The sequence below is a fragment of the Citrobacter sp. Colony219 genome (genome assembly GCF_019382635.1).
Classification (GTDB): Bacteria; Pseudomonadota; Gammaproteobacteria; order Enterobacterales; family Enterobacteriaceae; genus Citrobacter; species Citrobacter youngae.
Genome location: NZ_CP080033.1, coordinates 4,015,627 through 4,030,579 on the forward strand (window position 1 = coordinate 4,015,627; position 14,953 = coordinate 4,030,579).

Sequence of the window (14,953 nt, forward strand, 5' to 3'; positions counted from 1 at the left end):
CTAAACTAGTGTCAGACGCAGGCCATGTGAGGATAAGCAGATGAAAAAATGGGCAGTTTTAATTTCCGCCGTCGGGCTGGCTTTTGCCGTTTCCGGATGCAGCAGTGATTATGTGATGGCAACAAAAGATGGTCGAATGATCCTGACCGATGGTAAACCAGAAATTGACGATGATACCGGTCTGGTGAGTTACCACGATCAGCAAGGCAATGCGATGCAAATTAACCGCGACGAAGTCTCTCAAATCATTGAGCGTTGATGGTTAAGGTCAGCAGCGCGCTGGCCTTAACAATTTTGCTTCCCTTTTTCCCTTCCCTCAGCCATTTTTATAATCCTTATGTCGTGATTATAAAAAGGAAACGGCTATGCAATATCACCGTATACCCCACAGCTCGCTGGAAGTCAGTACACTGGGGCTGGGCACAATGACGTTTGGTGAACAAAACAGCGAAGCCGACGCACATGCACAGCTCGACTATGCCGTTGCACAAGGCATAAATTTAATCGACGTTGCCGAGATGTATCCGGTACCGCCTCGTCCAGAAACCCAGGGACTCACCGAAACTTACGTGGGCAACTGGCTCGCCAAACACGGCAGCCGCGAAAAGCTAATCGTGGCGTCGAAGGTCAGTGGACCATCACGTAACAACGACAGCGGCATTCGACCGAATCAGGCGCTGGATCGTAAAAACATCCGTGAGGCACTGCACGACAGTCTGAAAAGACTGCAGACCGATTATCTCGATCTCTATCAGGTCCACTGGCCGCAGCGTCCGACCAACTGCTTTGGTAAGCTGGGATATAGCTGGACGGACTCCGCGCCGGTCGTTTCCCTACTGGATACGCTGGACGCGCTGGCAGAGTTTCAGCGTGCAGGTAAGATTCGTTACATCGGTGTTTCCAACGAAACCGCGTTTGGCGTAATGCGTTATCTGCACCTGGCAGACAAACATGACCTGCCACGTATCGCCACTATCCAGAACCCGTACAGCCTGCTAAACCGCAGCTTTGAAGTTGGACTGGCCGAAGTGAGCCAGTATGAAGGCGTTGAGCTACTGGCCTACTCGTGCCTTGGTTTTGGCACCTTAACCGGTAAATACCTGAACGGTGCGAAACCTGCCGGCGCACGCAATACGCTGTTTAGCCGTTTTACGCGCTACAGCAGCGAACAAACGCAAAAAGCGGTAGCTGCCTATGTGGATATCGCCAAACGCCATAACCTCGATCCTGCGCAAATGGCGCTGGCATTCGTGCGTCGTCAGCCGTTTGTCGCCAGCACACTGCTGGGCGCCACGACGATGGAGCAGCTAAAAACCAACGTTGAAAGCCTGTATCTGGAATTGAGCGAGGAAGTGCTGGCAGAGATTGAAGCGGTGCATCAGGTGTATACCTATCCTGCACCTTAACAGTTAGCGCCTGATGGCGCTGCGCTTATCAGGCCTACAGACAGCGTTCCCTGTAGGCCTGGTTGCAACAGCATATAACAGACTAATGGCGGCGCTGCCAAATCCACAGCGCCGTAATCGCCAGGGCAAACAACGCACCAAATCCAACGCCAATGGCTACCGCAGGAATACCCACCAACACCGCCAGTGAGTAGATACCGAGCATCAGCAACATCGCGCTGTTTTCACCCAGGTTTTGCACCGCAATAGCGTTGCCCGCACCCACGCTTTTTTTGCCCCGCTCCTGCAGTAACGCATTCAGCGGCACCACAAAGAACCCACCACACACGCCGATAAGCAGCAGCAACGCGTAGGCCGGAAGCAGCGAATGTTGAAGAGAGAAAATCAGCACCACGACGCCGATCAGTATCCCTGCAGGCATACAGCGCGACACGGTTTCCAGCGTCACCAGTTTCGCAGCCGCCCCCGCGCCGACAACAATCCCGATAGCCACCATAGCGTTGAGATAGGTCGGTGTGGCGTTATCGGTAATGCCGAGCGCAACCGGCACCCACAGCACCAGAAGAAAACGCAGCGTGACGCCCGCGCCCCAAAACAGGCTGGTTCCTACCAACGAGAAACGTGTTTCACCGTTGCGCCACAGCGAGGAGGCGGCACAGAAAAAACTACGCGTCATTTTGCCCAGATGCCAGGACTGACCAGGGCGAGCCGCGGCCAGTTTCGGGATATACAGGTTAGCCACCACTGCGCCAGCATAGGCCAGCGCACAGGCGGAAAGCGCAGCAATCACATGCCAGTCGGCCAGCACACCGCCGGCAACAGAACCCAGCAAGATAGCGGCAATGGTTGACGCCTCCATCAGGCCATTCGCTTTCACCAGTTTGTCGCCGGTCGTCAACTCACCCAGGATGCCATACTTGGCCGGAGAATACGCCGCTGCGCCAATACCCACCAGCGTATACCCGAGAAATGGGTTAACGCCGAAACAGATACTCGCCGCGCCCAGCAGTTTGAGACCGTTGGCGAACATCATCACTCTACCTTTGGCAAAGCTATCCGCCACCTGTCCAACAAACGGCGCAAACAAAATGTAAGCACCCACAAACACCATTTGCAGGATTGGCTGGCTCCAGTCCGGGTAGAACTGCGCCTTGAGCAAAGCCAGGGTAGCAAACAACAACGCGTTATCGCCAAACGCTGACAAAAACTGCGCGGCGATAACGGACATCATCCCTTTTGACCAGATTGACGTGCTAGTGTGTACTGACTCACGCATGTTGTTTTTCCGGTTCATCGACCCAGTTTTTCAGTGTCACAAAATCTGGCTTACCGCTGCCGAGCAGAGGGAGTTGTTTTAGGTGGCGGATATCACGCGGTACGGCAAGCTCTGGAATGCCGTGGATGCGCGCATACTGGAGTAATCTGTCACGGGTCAGCTCGCTGTCGGTAGTAAACAGCACCAGCGCTTCCCCTTTATTGGCATCGCTCTTGATAGCCGTGGCATGCATTTTGTCAGCAGATACTGCCAGCGCCAGCTGTTCAACCATCTCCAGTGACACCATCTCTCCGGCAATTTTAGCAAAACGCTTGGCGCGCCCCTGAATCTGTACAAAGCCATTTTCATCAAAGCGTACAACATCACCGGTGTCGTACCAGCCGTGTTCTATCTGACCCTGCGCATTTTCTGCGGTTGGGACTTCCAGTACACCTGGCTTTTCGACGCGCAGATAGCCGCTCATAATATTAGGGCCTTTCAGCTGTAAACGCCCGCCATCTTCAATACCAGGAACCGCCAACAGTCGGGCATCCATACCAGGCAGAATGCGCCCTACCGTTCCCGATTTCGCCGCCATCGGTACGTTAATCGACACCACCGGCGCACATTCCGTCACGCCATAGCCTTCAAGGACGCGCAGGCCAAACTTCTCCTGCCACAACTGTTTCGTGCTGTCTTGCAGCTTTTCGGCTCCGGCAACAACATAGCGCAGACGGTGGAAATCGTACGGATGAGCAAACCGCGCATAATTGCCGAGGAACGTTGAGGTACCAAACAGTACGGTGCAGTTACGGTCATATACCAGCTCAGGAACGATGCGGTAATGCAGCGGACTGGGGTACAAAAACACTTCAGCACCGGTCAGCAACGGCGTGAATAACCCTACCGTCAGGCCAAAAGAGTGAAATAGCGGCAATGCTGACATAAAGCGATCGTCGGCAGTGAAATCGGCAATCGTCTTAATCTGCTCGACGTTCGCCAGAATGCTCTTATGGCTGTGTACGACACCTTTCGGGTGGCCTTCTGATCCTGAGGTAAAGAGGATCACCGCAGCTTCTTCCGGCTGCTGCTTCACCTGTGCCAGATGCGGCGCCAACAGATGAGAAAAAATCCACAGCTTATCGCCAAAGGTCACATCGGCCTTCAGATCTTCCAGATACACCCAGCGCACCTGGGTGAGCTGTTCCGGTAGGTGCCAGAGTTTGCCTTTATCGAGAAATTGTCGGGAAGTGAAGATCGTTTTGATTTCAGAGGCTGTAATGGCGCTGGTTAATCCCTTCACGCCCGCCGTATAGTTCATCATCGCCGGGATGCGTCGACGCGCAATGGCGCCAAAAATGACCGCCGCGCTGATCCCCGCATTTGGCAGCATCAGGCCGATTTTTTCACCTTCCGCGCTATATTTCTCCAGAATACGAGCCACAAAGAGTGTCTTCGTCAGCAGTTTGCGGTAGCTGTCCGGCGTAAAGTTAACATCTTCAATGCAGTTTTTGCCTGCGCCAAACCGGTATTTTGCCGCCAGCAGAGACTCGTATAACGTTTCACGCGGGCGGACGGCCATACGCGCTTCCATCATAATCTGGTGCAGCATTTCACCGGCGATTTTGCGGCGATCGCGAGCACGCGGCGCTTCCGGCATCGGCATTTGGGTCGGCGGCAGGATATGCAATTGAATACGCGGAAAAAATCGCTGTTTAACCAGACCTTTCAGGCGGCTAAAATGGGTCAGTTCCGCGCCTTCAATACGCACAGGCACCACCGTCGCCTTTGATTTTGCGGCAACGAACCCGGCACCATCGTAGATTTTCATCAGTGAACCGGTGGTCGAAATACGTCCTTCCGGGAAAATAACCACCGGGCGACCCTGCTCGACCAGGCGTACCAGATGTTTAATCGACATCGGTTTGGTTGGGTCTAGCGGTACGAAATCAATCAGTGGAGTGAGCCAGCGCATATACCATTGCTGGCTGATCGAGGTGTAAACGGCAAAAACGGGGCGAATCGGTAAAAAGAGCGCCAGCAGGATACCATCGATAAATGAGACATGGTTGGGCGTGATTAAGACGCGTTCTCCCCGTAGCGCGCTGACATCGCCCGTGACGCGAACACGAAACAGCACGCGAAACAGATTTCGAAAAAAGCCAAATAGCATCTCAACTCCCTGTGCCATTAATTATATAAACATCAATGATGGGAGAGTATACGAGTTGGGGAATGGGCGCGACAGATAACGGGTAAATAGAATCCGAAAAAAAACCTGCGCATCCGCGCAGGTCGGTGCAAGAGACAGGTACGAAGTGCGTACCGAATAATCTCACCAATCAATACCTCTGGGATCTTGATTGTGGTCGTCACCGCGCCGTTCCGCCAGTTGGAAAACGCAAAGGAATGAACCCAAGTGCAACGAGTTGTGTAAATTATCGGTTACTGTTACAGATACGCCGTACGCAAAAAAAAACCTGCGCATCTGCGCAGGCTGGTGTAAATTTTGTGATCAACCCGAAAGTTGATTTCACCTATCAATACCTCTGGGATCCCAACTCTATCAATCCGCTCTCTCCCCTCACCAGCGAACAATCGCAACAGCACATCGCAAAGTGTAAGCAAAGGTTTTCATTTTCTATTTTCTGTCTTACTTCGCTCGTGTCCGCTCACATTTGCGACGTCCTGACGGGCAATCTGCTTGAACAGACAGCCGTTTTCCGTAACACTGGCGGGATGTAAGCGTTTACCCACAACAGGTACTATCATGGCGACCATAAAGGATGTAGCCCGACTAGCTGGTGTATCAGTCGCCACCGTTTCTCGAGTGATCAATGACTCCCCCAAAGCCAGCGAAGCATCGCGTCTGGCTGTAATGAGTGCAATGGAATCACTCAGCTACCACCCCAACGCCAACGCGCGTGCGCTGGCACAACAATCTACTGAAACCGTCGGTCTGGTAGTCGGTGATGTGTCCGATCCGTTCTTTGGGGCAATGGTTAAAGCTGTCGAGCAGGTGGCCTATAACACCGGTAACTTTTTACTGATTGGCAACGGCTACCATAACGAGCAAAAGGAACGTCAGGCGATTGAGCAGCTTATTCGCCACCGCTGCGCAGCCCTCGTGGTCCACGCTAAAATTATCCCGGATGCCGAGCTGACATCATTGATGAAACAAATCCCCGGGATGGTACTGATCAATCGAATCTTACCGGGATTCGAACAACGCTGCGTTGCGCTGGACGACCGTTACGGTGCCTGGCTGGCAACCCGTCATCTTATTCAGCAGGGCCATACGCGCATCGGTTATCTGTGTTCCAACCACAGCATTTCAGATGCGGAAGATCGTTTGCAAGGCTATTACGACGCGCTGGCGGAAAGCAATATTCCGGTAAACGATCGACTGGTCACGTTTGGCGAGCCCGATGAAAGCGGCGGCGAGCAGGCAATGACTGAGCTGCTTGGTCGCGGCAAAAACTTCACGGCTATCGCCTGCTATAACGACTCAATGGCGGCGGGCGCTATGGGTGTATTAAATGATAACGGCATTGATGTGCCGGGAGAAATCTCGCTGATTGGTTTTGATGATGTACTGGTTTCACGCTACGTGCGCCCACGGCTGACGACGGTACGCTACCCTATCGTGACGATGGCAACCCAGGCCGCCGAACTGGCGCTGGCGCTGGCCGAAAAACGCCCGGTCCCGGAAATCACTCACGTCTTTAACCCAACGCTGGTACGTCGGCATTCCGTTTCGGCGCTGACTGAGCCGGGAAATTCTTTGTCAAACGATTAATCAGGATTGCGTCATGACAACGATGTTAGACGTTTCACGACATGCTGGCGTATCGAAAGCGACCGTTTCACGCGTACTGAATGGTACGGGGCAGGTTAAAGAAAGCACGCGCCAGAAAGTCTTCAACGCCATGCAGGCATTAGATTATCGGCCTAATTTTTTAGCGCGCTCACTGGCAAACCGCACTAGCAACAGCATTGGTTTAGTGGTATCTACATTTGATGGATTCTACTTTGGTCGCCTGCTGCAACAGGCATCGCGCCAGACGGAGTCTCACGGTAAACAGCTGATTGTCACCGACGGCCATGACACACCAGAGCGTGAGCAGGAAGCCGTTCAAATGCTGGCCGACCGACAGTGCGACGCCATTATTCTCTACACCCGCTACATGAGCGAAAAGGCAATTATGTCGCTGATGAGCCGCATTGATATGCCATTGCTGGTCATTAACCGCGACGTCAGCCAGGCCCGCGACCGCGCGATTTTCTTTGAACAGGAAGACGCGGCGTTTCAGGCCGTCGATTACCTCATCTCGCAAGGACATCGTGATATTGCCTGCATCACCGTACCCGGCCATACACCAACCGGTAAATCTCGGTTAATGGGATATCGTAAGGCGCTGGAAAAAAACGGTATTCCCTGGGAACCCGCCAAGGTCAAATACGGTGATTCAACGATGACCAGAGGCTATGAAGCCTGTCGTGAACTGTTGGATGAAGGAGTGATATTCAGCGCGCTGTTCGCCTGTAACGATGACATGGCGTTAGGTGCATCGAAAGCATTACATCAGGCTGGACTAAAGATCCCCGAGGATGTTTCGTTGTTTGGTTTTGATGATGCGCCCAGCGCGAAATGGCTGGAGCCGGGGCTGTCTACCGTTTATCTGCCGATCGATACCATGATAACCACGGCAATCGACCAGGCTATCCGTCTGGCCAACGGCGAAAGCGTGGAGCCGATCCCACCGTTTACCGGCAAACTGGTGTTACGGGAATCGGTGACAACGGGGCCGAACTTCACGTAATCAGATGCCGGATGGCGGCTTCGCCTTATCCGGCCTACAGGCCCCACCGTTTATTTCGTAGGCCGGATAAGCGTAGCGCCATCCGGCGTTTCATAACGCTGTATTCAGATTAATTCCAGCGCTAACAGCTCATCAATAGTCTGACGACGGCGAATGAGTCGCGCCACACCGTTATCGAACAGAACCTCCGGCAGCAGCGGGCGGCTATTGTAGTTCGACGACATCGACGCGCCATACGCACCGGTATCATGCAATACCAGGTAATCTCCCGGCACTACCGCAGGTAATAGACGGGTTTCGACTTTACCGCCTTCCTGTTGGGTAAAAACATCGCCCGATTCGCACAGCGGCCCGGCAACCACCGTCTCAATCTGCGCCGCATTACCCAGCGAGCGGCCATCCCCGGCCAATGCGGAGATATGGTGATAGCTGCCGTACATTGCTGGCCGCATCAGATCGTTGAAGCCCGCGTCGATCAGCACGAAGTGGCGACTGCCCATCTCTTTCACACTGCGCACCTGCGCCACCAGCACACCCGCTTCGGCCACCAGAAAACGTCCTGGCTCGATCTCAAGCTTCACCGGATGCCCCAGATGTTTGGCGATTTGCTCTCGTGCGGCGTTCCACAGTCCGAAGTAGTGATCGGTGTTGATCGCCTCTTCTCCTTCGCGATATGGGATCGACAAACCTCCGCCCGCAGATATAGCCTCCAGATCCTGACCTAATTCAACAACCTGACGCACCATCGCGCCACACACTTGCTCCAGATGCCCGTAGTCCACACCGGAGCCGATATGCATATGAATGCCCACCAGTTTCAGTTGATAACGCTGAATCACCTCCAGCGCCGCCGGAAGGTCGCTATACCAGATACCGTGCTTGCTGTTCTCGCCGCCGGTATTGGTTTTCTGACTATGCCCGTGACCAAAACCTGGGTTGACGCGCAGCCATACACGATGCCCTGGCGAAACCTGGCCCAGTTGTTCCAGCATATCAACCGACCCGGCGTTTACTGGAATACGTAGCTCATGCACCCGGGCCAGCGTCGCCTGGTCAATCATATCGGCGGTAAAGACGATTTCATCATTCTCCGGCACAAAACCTGCTGCCAGCGCACGTTCAATCTCACCCAGCGAGACGGAATCCACCTTCACGCCCTGCTCACGCATCAGACGCAAAATATGAATATTCGAGCAGGCCTTTTGGGCAAAACGCACCACATCAAACTGACTCAGTTTGGCTATCTGCGCGCGGATAATCTGCGCATCGTAAACCCATACCGGACAACCGAATTCGGCGGGCAGACGCAGCAGGTTATCTGCGGTCAGGTCAGTATCAGTGCTGTTGAGTGGACGTGGCATGGTGTGCTCCGGTATTGGCTTTTTTATGATTACGCCACAGCCCGAAGAGAATAAAAAATATCGTTTTATCGCGAGTCTATGCAAAAATGATATGGAATGTTTATTTGAGGATCGCCGATGCCTGCCGTTAACTTGCGCCACATTGAAATTTTTCACGCCATTATGACAGCAGGCAACCTGACGGAAGCCGCACGGATGCTGCACACGTCGCAGCCTACCGTCAGTCGCGAGCTGGCAAGATTTGAAAAAGTTCTGGGGTTAACACTGTTCGAACGTACGCGAGGCCGACTGCATCCCACAGTGCAGGGGCTACGCCTGTTTGAAGAGGTGCAACGTTCGTGGTATGGCCTAGACAGAATTGTGAGCGCCGCAGAGAGCCTGCGTGAGTTTCGTCAGGGTGAGCTGTCGATTGTCTGCCTGCCAGTGTTCTCACAGTCCTTTTTACCGCCGCTGCTGCAGCCATTTCTCGAGCGCTATCCACAGGTCAATATTCAGATAGTGCCGCAGGAGTCGCCGCTGCTGGAAGAGTGGCTGTCGGCACAGCGCCACGATCTCGGGTTAACGGAAACGCTGCATACGCCAGCCGGAACAAAACGCACTGAATTACTGTCGCTGGATGAAGTTTGCGTGCTGCCGCAGGGACATCCGCTGACCGGGAAAGCAGTATTAACACCGCAAGATTTTCAGGGGGAAAACTATATCAGCCTGTCGCGCACCGACAGTTATCGCCAGTTGCTGGATACCCTGTTTAATGATCATCAGGTCAAGCGCCGAATGGTCATAGAAACGCACAGTGCCGCATCAATTTGTGCGATGGTACGTGCCGGCGTGGGGATCTCGGTAGTGAACCCGCTGACCGCCCTGGATTACGCAGGCAGCGGGATTGTAATCCGGCGTTTTAGTGTTTCGGTGCCTTTTACCGTCAGCCTGATCCATCCACTGCATCGCCCGGCATCCGCGCTGGTTGATGCTTTTACAGCACATCTACAGGCCCATCTCCACCGGCTTACTGACCCGCTGGAGGCTATTTTGCAATCTCAGGTGAAAGCATAAACGTCACGGCATCCTGCACATGGATCGCCGCGGTATCGAAGACCGGCAACGGGCTCATTTCAGTGGGAACCAGCAGGCCAATTTCGGTGCAGCCAAAGATCACCCCTTGTGCCCCCTGACGAGCCAGTCGCTCAATCACGCTCAGGTAATAATCGCGGGAAGTTTCGCTAAATTCACCAAGGCACAGTTCCTCGAAAATAATCTGGTTTATTTTCTGTCGGTCGTCAGCGTCAGGGATTAACGTGCTAATGCCAAATTCCATCTGTAAACGCCCACGATAGAAATCCTGTTCCATGGTGTAACGCGTGCCCAACAGCGCGACGTTACTCATCTTCTGTTGTTGTATGGCCCGACCTGTTGCATCGGCAATATGCAAAAACGGGACATCGCAGGCCGTTTCAATGGCCTCGGCCACTTTATGCATAGTGTTGGTACACAGCACAATTCCCTCAGCTCCCGCTTGCTGTAACCCCACCGCTGCCTGCGCCAGGATCTCCCCTGCCCGCTGCCAGTCACCGTTCGACTGACACGCTTCAATCTCATGGAAATCGACGCTGTGCAGCAGAATTTTCGCAGAATGCAGACCGCCCAGATTCTGCTTAACCCCTTCATTAATCAGACGATAATAAGGAATAGTAGATTCCCAGCTCATTCCGCCTAACAGACCGATCGTTTTCATCATTTACCCTTATTCGTGGTTGTCCTCCCAGTGAACCAAAGATGTGATCAACTTTCCACATCTGCCGGCGCACATTTCCTTTTTTTATTTTCTGATATAAATTTAATGAAATAATGTTTCATTTTATTGCAAGGATATCGAATGTTTATTTTTCATAAAGAAACCACGCTTGAAGATCTGGGTAACGGCGTTACCCGGCGTATTCTGGCTCACGATGGCAAAATGATGGCCGTGGAAGTCAATTTCGAGCAGGGCGCAGTTGGCCCGATGCACAGCCATCCGCATGAACAACTCACGTACGTTTTATCGGGCGAGTTTGAATTTACGATTGGGGAAGAAAAGCATGTCGTCAGTGCAGGAGACACCCTGTACAAGCAACCCAATATTATGCACGGCTGCGTCTGTTTACAGCCGGGAACATTACTCGATACCTTCACCCCGGTACGCGAAGACTTCCTGCAGGCGTAATCTCTCTATTCTCGAACCTTGTTATACAAAAATGCCGGGTATCGCTTACGCTTACCCGGCCTGCACGAGACGTCATCCGACACTGCGCCTCACTACTTACACCCCAATATCTCTTAACTTCTCGCCAGCCATCAGCTTACGTTCGATATGCTCAAGCGTAACGTTTTTGGTTTCAGGAATAAGCCAGAAGGTAATACCAATAAATACGACGTTCAGTGCGGTATAAAGCCAGAACGTACCGGCTGCGCCAATGCTGTCGAGCAGCGTCAGGAACGTTGCGCCGATAATCATGTTCGACACCCAGTTGGTGGTGGTGGAGCAGGTAATACCAAAATCACGGCATTTCAGCGGCTGAATTTCCGAACACAGGATCCACACCACCGGCGCGGCGCTCATCGCATAGCCTGCAATACACATCATCGTCATGCCAACTGACAGCCAGGATAGTCCACTGGAAGCCGTGCCGTTATCAAACTGCATCAGGCAATATCCGAGCACCAGCGTCCCGATGGCCATTACGCTGAACCCAATTTTCAGCGCCGGTTTACGTCCTGCTTTGTCGACTGTGAAGACGGCAATAAAGGTAGCGAACATAAACGTTAAGCCAACGACTAACGTGGCAATCATCTGCTGTTCAGTCGTGGTAAAACCGGCCATTTTAAAAATACGTGGGGCGTAGTACATAATGATGTTCATCCCGGTGAACTGCTGCATTGCCTGCAACAACATCCCAAGGAAAACCGCGCGCCGTACGTTACGGTTAATTTTAAACAACGCCCAACCGCCCTGCTTCAGCTTCAGGCTTTCACGAATTTCGTTCAGTTCATCACGGGCCTTTTCTGAGGTATCACGCAACATGCGTAATACTTCTTCGGCTTCGATGTGGCGGCCTTTCTCCGCCAGCCAGCGCGGGCTGTTTGGCAGGAAAACAACCAGGATAATCAGTAACACCGCCGGAAGCGCCAGCACGCCCAGCATAGCGCGCCAGTTACCGCTGTAGCTAAACGCCGTATCAGATAAAAAGGCCAGTACGATCCCCAGCGTTACCATCAGTTGATACATGCTGATCATCTTGCCGCGCACGTTCTCACTGGCCATTTCGGAGAGATAGAGCGGCGCGGTGTAAGAGGCGATACCCACGGCAACGCCCAGTACCACGCGGGCAAAAATGAGCATTTCCACGCTTGAAGCAAATGCTGACCCCAGGGAACCAACGACAAACAGGATCGCCCCGGCCATCAGGCTGTATTTGCGTCCCAGTCGGAATGACAACCAACCGTTAAACAGCGCACCAATTGCCGCGCCCAGCATCATGCTGCTGACCACCCACTCCTGCAGGCGGCTGGTCAACACAAAGTGATCGGTGATAAAAGGCAACGCGCCGGCAATTACGCCGATATCGAGGCCAAATAACAACCCTGCGACAGCCGCAGAAATAGAGACAAACAAGTTCATACGTCGTGTATCGCGCTGCGTACGCGGTGTTAAAGCAGCTTCATGATTAATTGAGACCATTTTTTCCTGCCAGATACAGAGTAAGCCATGTCGATGAAAGTAAGGGATCCCTTGCAGGAAGCGTCAGGCGGGAAACGGCAAAAACATGGATAAAATTGCTGCACCACATCGTTATGTGATGGATATTCCAATTTTAAAATTTATCGCTAATTACTCAATTAAATTTAATACACTGATATTAAAGAGTATTAATTATTGCAAACCCATACATATATAATTATGTATGGATTAATTTATAAACAGAATATGGATTAAAATAACTTAACACCAAAAAAAACCCTGCCATTGGCAGGGTTTGTTGATGCTGGACGGTAAATTAACGCGCCAGCCACCCACCGTCGACCGCAACGGTATAACCGTTAATGTAGTCAGATGCGCTGGACGCCAGGAACACTACTGGCCCCATCAGATCGCTTGGCAGACCCCAACGGCCCGCCGGGATACGATCGAGAATTTCGGCGCTACGCTGCTCATCAGCACGCAGTTGCTGCGTGTTATTGGTCGCCATATAACCCGGCGCGATCGCATTCACGTTGATGTTATGTTTTGCCCACTCGTTGGCCATCAGACGGGTGACGCCCATTACGCCGCTTTTAGACGCGGTGTAAGACGGCACTCGGATGCCGCCCTGGAAGGAGAGCATAGAGGCGATGTTGATAATTTTGCCGCCATTACCCTGCGCGATAAAGTGCTTCGCCGCCGCCTGAGACATGAAGAACACGCTCTTAATGTTCAGGTTCATCACGTCGTCCCAGTCTTTTTCGCTGAAGTCGATAGCATCGTCACGACGGATAAGACCGGCGTTGTTGACCAGAATGTCGATATGACCGAATTCTGCGACCGCACGCTCCAGCAGTGCCGGAATACCATCAATCTGACGCAGATCGGCGGTCAGGCTTAAAAAACGGCGGCCCAGGGCGGTAACACGTTCGATGGTTTCAGTCGGCTCAACAATGTTGATACCCACGATATCGCAGCCCGCTTCCGCCAGGCCCAGCGCCATACCCTGACCCAGACCGGTGTCACAACCCGTCACAACGGCGACTTTACCTTCAAGAGAGAATGCATTCAAAATCATTGTAAATCCTTAAATTTTTATAATGCCCGCCACAGGCAGGCAAGGCTGTCGCCCGCAACTAGCGCAGATCTTTGACTGCAACATGGTCCATATCATCAAAGACCTGGTTTTCGCCGACCATGCCCCAAATGAACGTATACGCTTTTGTGCCGACGCCGGAGTGAATTGACCAGCTCGGAGAAATCACCGCCTGCTCGTTGTGCATCACAATATGACGCGTTTCCTGAGGCTGCCCCATCATGTGGAAGACACAGGTGTCCTCTTCCATATTGAAGTAGAAATAGACTTCCATACGGCGTTCATGGGTATGGCACGGCATGGTGTTCCACAGGTTGCCCGGCGCCAGTTCGGTCAGGCCCATGCTCAGTTGGCAGGTTTCCAGTACGTCCGGCACAAAATACTTGTTGATGGTACGGCGGTTACTCGTGAGATCATCACCCAACGTCACTGGCGCAACGTCGGCTGGGGTCACTTTTTTGGTTGGATAAGTCATGTGTGCCGGCGCGCAGTTATAATAGAACTTGGCGGGTTTTGCAGGGTCAATGCTTGCAAAAACAACTTCTTTTGCCCCTTTACCGACATACAGCGCATCGCGATGACCAATTTCATAGCACTGACCGTCAACGGTAATCGTGCCCGGTCCACCGATGTTGATCACGCCTAACTCACGACGCTCCAGGAAGTAGGTTACGCCCAGCTGTTTGCCAACTTCACCACCCACAGAGACGGTTTTGCCCACAGGCATAATGCCGCCAACAATGATGCGATCGATGTGGCTGTAGACCATGGTGTATTCATCTGCGACAAACACTTCTTCTACCAAAAACTCATTACGCAGCGCCTGGGTATCCAGGGTTTTCGCATGCGCACTATGGATGCTTTGTCTTACGTCCACATTTACCTCCAGTGATAAATTGACCGTGAATTCTTGAGTGATAGCAAAACGCCGTTCCGTTTTACCTAATGCGTTCATGATATCTCTCCCGGGACGGGTTTTCAATTATAACTAAAACGATGTTTCACTTTTTCCGCATCTTATTATCAAAAGTGTAAGTGCGATCACGCCAGCGCGTATAAATAGCGAAATAGGTTTAAATAAAATCATTGAATAACAATAAGATAAATTTATTCATTCACTAGAGGTGGGGATAAAAAATGGAAAATTCAGCCGAGTTTATAGGCCGATAAGACACCTTTTCTAACAAAGTGCGCAGTTAATCACATGAAATGAAACAATGTTTTGATAAGTTGACTGTGTTTAGAGTGTATGTTTCTGTAACTGGCCTTGCCCTCCTGCTGGAGGGCTTTTTTATAG

Annotated in this window: 13 protein-coding genes; 6 read left to right on the forward strand and 7 right to left on the reverse strand. The window is 52.3% G+C overall.

Going from position 1 to position 14,953, the window contains the following annotated elements:
• Positions 1 to 40 precede the first annotated feature (40 nt).
• Positions 41 to 259: a lipoprotein YgdR gene (gene ygdR / locus JTI85_RS17905; RefSeq protein WP_005123410.1), complete on the forward strand. Its 219-nt coding sequence runs from the start codon at positions 41 to 43 to the stop codon at positions 257 to 259.
• Between the two features lie 106 nt (positions 260 to 365).
• The gene (locus JTI85_RS17910) at positions 366 to 1,406 is read left to right on the forward strand and encodes an NADP(H)-dependent aldo-keto reductase (protein ID WP_048213112.1); all 1,041 of its coding nucleotides are present in this window, start codon (positions 366 to 368) and stop codon (positions 1,404 to 1,406) included.
• An 82-nt stretch (positions 1,407 to 1,488) separates the two neighbouring features.
• Here the strand turns inward: JTI85_RS17910 and lplT are convergent, their stop codons facing one another.
• Complete coding sequence (gene lplT, locus JTI85_RS17915; RefSeq protein WP_101741603.1) at positions 1,489 to 2,682, reverse strand: lysophospholipid transporter LplT; 1,194 nt, start codon at positions 2,680 to 2,682, stop codon at positions 1,489 to 1,491.
• Positions 2,675 to 4,834: a bifunctional acyl-ACP--phospholipid O-acyltransferase/long-chain-fatty-acid--ACP ligase gene (gene aas / locus JTI85_RS17920; protein ID WP_121585008.1), complete on the reverse strand. Its 2,160-nt coding sequence runs from the start codon at positions 4,832 to 4,834 to the stop codon at positions 2,675 to 2,677. Before aas ends, lplT begins: the two co-directional genes overlap by 8 nt.
• A gap of 597 nt (positions 4,835 to 5,431) precedes the next feature.
• Between aas and galR the strand changes: the two genes are divergently transcribed.
• Both galR and JTI85_RS17930 read left to right on the forward strand, forming a co-directional pair.
• Positions 5,432 to 6,460, forward strand: coding sequence for an HTH-type transcriptional regulator GalR (galR, locus tag JTI85_RS17925; protein WP_048213115.1), 1,029 nt, complete (start codon positions 5,432 to 5,434; stop codon positions 6,458 to 6,460).
• A 13-nt stretch (positions 6,461 to 6,473) separates the two neighbouring features.
• Complete coding sequence (locus JTI85_RS17930) at positions 6,474 to 7,484, forward strand: LacI family DNA-binding transcriptional regulator (protein WP_048213116.1); 1,011 nt, start codon at positions 6,474 to 6,476, stop codon at positions 7,482 to 7,484.
• A gap of 104 nt (positions 7,485 to 7,588) precedes the next feature.
• Here JTI85_RS17930 and lysA read toward each other — a convergent pair whose 3' ends face one another.
• Positions 7,589 to 8,845, reverse strand: coding sequence for a diaminopimelate decarboxylase (lysA, locus tag JTI85_RS17935; protein ID WP_219351828.1), 1,257 nt, complete (start codon positions 8,843 to 8,845; stop codon positions 7,589 to 7,591).
• Between the two features lie 117 nt (positions 8,846 to 8,962).
• Between lysA and JTI85_RS17940 the strand changes: the two genes are divergently transcribed.
• The gene (locus tag JTI85_RS17940; protein WP_048213118.1) at positions 8,963 to 9,898 is read left to right on the forward strand and encodes a LysR family transcriptional regulator; all 936 of its coding nucleotides are present in this window, start codon (positions 8,963 to 8,965) and stop codon (positions 9,896 to 9,898) included.
• On the opposite strand, the gene JTI85_RS17945 is transcribed toward JTI85_RS17940, so the two are convergent.
• A complete protein-coding gene (locus JTI85_RS17945) occupies positions 9,870 to 10,577 on the reverse strand; it encodes an aspartate/glutamate racemase (protein WP_219352596.1) in 708 nt (235 codons plus the stop codon). The two genes, JTI85_RS17940 and JTI85_RS17945, sit on opposite strands and share 29 nt — an antisense overlap.
• 141 nt (positions 10,578 to 10,718) lie before the next feature.
• Here JTI85_RS17945 and JTI85_RS17950 point away from each other — a divergent pair, with 141 nt between their 5' ends.
• Positions 10,719 to 11,045 (forward strand): cupin domain-containing protein, encoded by a 327-nt coding sequence (locus JTI85_RS17950; protein ID WP_061068507.1) that lies wholly within the window; start codon positions 10,719 to 10,721, stop codon positions 11,043 to 11,045.
• A 96-nt stretch (positions 11,046 to 11,141) separates the two neighbouring features.
• Here the strand turns inward: JTI85_RS17950 and araE are convergent, their stop codons facing one another.
• The 3 genes from araE to kduI all read right to left on the reverse strand — a co-directional run bounded on the left by araE (position 11,142) and on the right by kduI (position 14,533).
• Positions 11,142 to 12,560 carry an arabinose-proton symporter AraE gene (araE, locus tag JTI85_RS17955; protein WP_061068508.1) on the reverse strand — a complete coding sequence of 473 codons (1,419 nt, stop codon included), beginning with the start codon at positions 12,558 to 12,560 and terminating at the stop codon, positions 11,142 to 11,144.
• Between the two features lie 316 nt (positions 12,561 to 12,876).
• Positions 12,877 to 13,638, reverse strand: a complete 762-nt coding sequence (kduD, locus tag JTI85_RS17960; RefSeq protein ID WP_003033923.1) for a 2-dehydro-3-deoxy-D-gluconate 5-dehydrogenase KduD — start codon at positions 13,636 to 13,638, stop codon at positions 12,877 to 12,879.
• A gap of 58 nt (positions 13,639 to 13,696) precedes the next feature.
• Positions 13,697 to 14,533 (reverse strand): 5-dehydro-4-deoxy-D-glucuronate isomerase, encoded by an 837-nt coding sequence (kduI, locus tag JTI85_RS17965; protein WP_005123391.1) that lies wholly within the window; start codon positions 14,531 to 14,533, stop codon positions 13,697 to 13,699.
• Positions 14,534 to 14,953: the final 420 nt, after the last annotated feature.

Coding starts and splice junctions, on each gene's coding strand:
- galR (WP_048213115.1), top strand. CDS start 5,432: ATGGCGACCATAAAGGATGTAGCCCGACTAGCTGGTGTATCAGTCGCC.
- JTI85_RS17910 (WP_048213112.1), top strand. CDS start 366: ATGCAATATCACCGTATACCCCACAGCTCGCTGGAAGTCAGTACACTG.
- lysA (WP_219351828.1), bottom strand. CDS start 8,845: ATGCCACGTCCACTCAACAGCACTGATACTGACCTGACCGCAGATAAC.
- araE (WP_061068508.1), bottom strand. CDS start 12,560: ATGGTCTCAATTAATCATGAAGCTGCTTTAACACCGCGTACGCAGCGC.
- JTI85_RS17950 (WP_061068507.1), top strand. CDS start 10,719: ATGTTTATTTTTCATAAAGAAACCACGCTTGAAGATCTGGGTAACGGC.
- JTI85_RS17940 (WP_048213118.1), top strand. CDS start 8,963: ATGCCTGCCGTTAACTTGCGCCACATTGAAATTTTTCACGCCATTATG.
- ygdR (WP_005123410.1), top strand. CDS start 41: ATGAAAAAATGGGCAGTTTTAATTTCCGCCGTCGGGCTGGCTTTTGCC.
- JTI85_RS17945 (WP_219352596.1), bottom strand. CDS start 10,577: ATGAAAACGATCGGTCTGTTAGGCGGAATGAGCTGGGAATCTACTATT.
- kduD (WP_003033923.1), bottom strand. CDS start 13,638: ATGATTTTGAATGCATTCTCTCTTGAAGGTAAAGTCGCCGTTGTGACG.
- lplT (WP_101741603.1), bottom strand. CDS start 2,682: ATGCGTGAGTCAGTACACACTAGCACGTCAATCTGGTCAAAAGGGATG.
- aas (WP_121585008.1), bottom strand. CDS start 4,834: ATGCTATTTGGCTTTTTTCGAAATCTGTTTCGCGTGCTGTTTCGTGTT.
- JTI85_RS17930 (WP_048213116.1), top strand. CDS start 6,474: ATGACAACGATGTTAGACGTTTCACGACATGCTGGCGTATCGAAAGCG.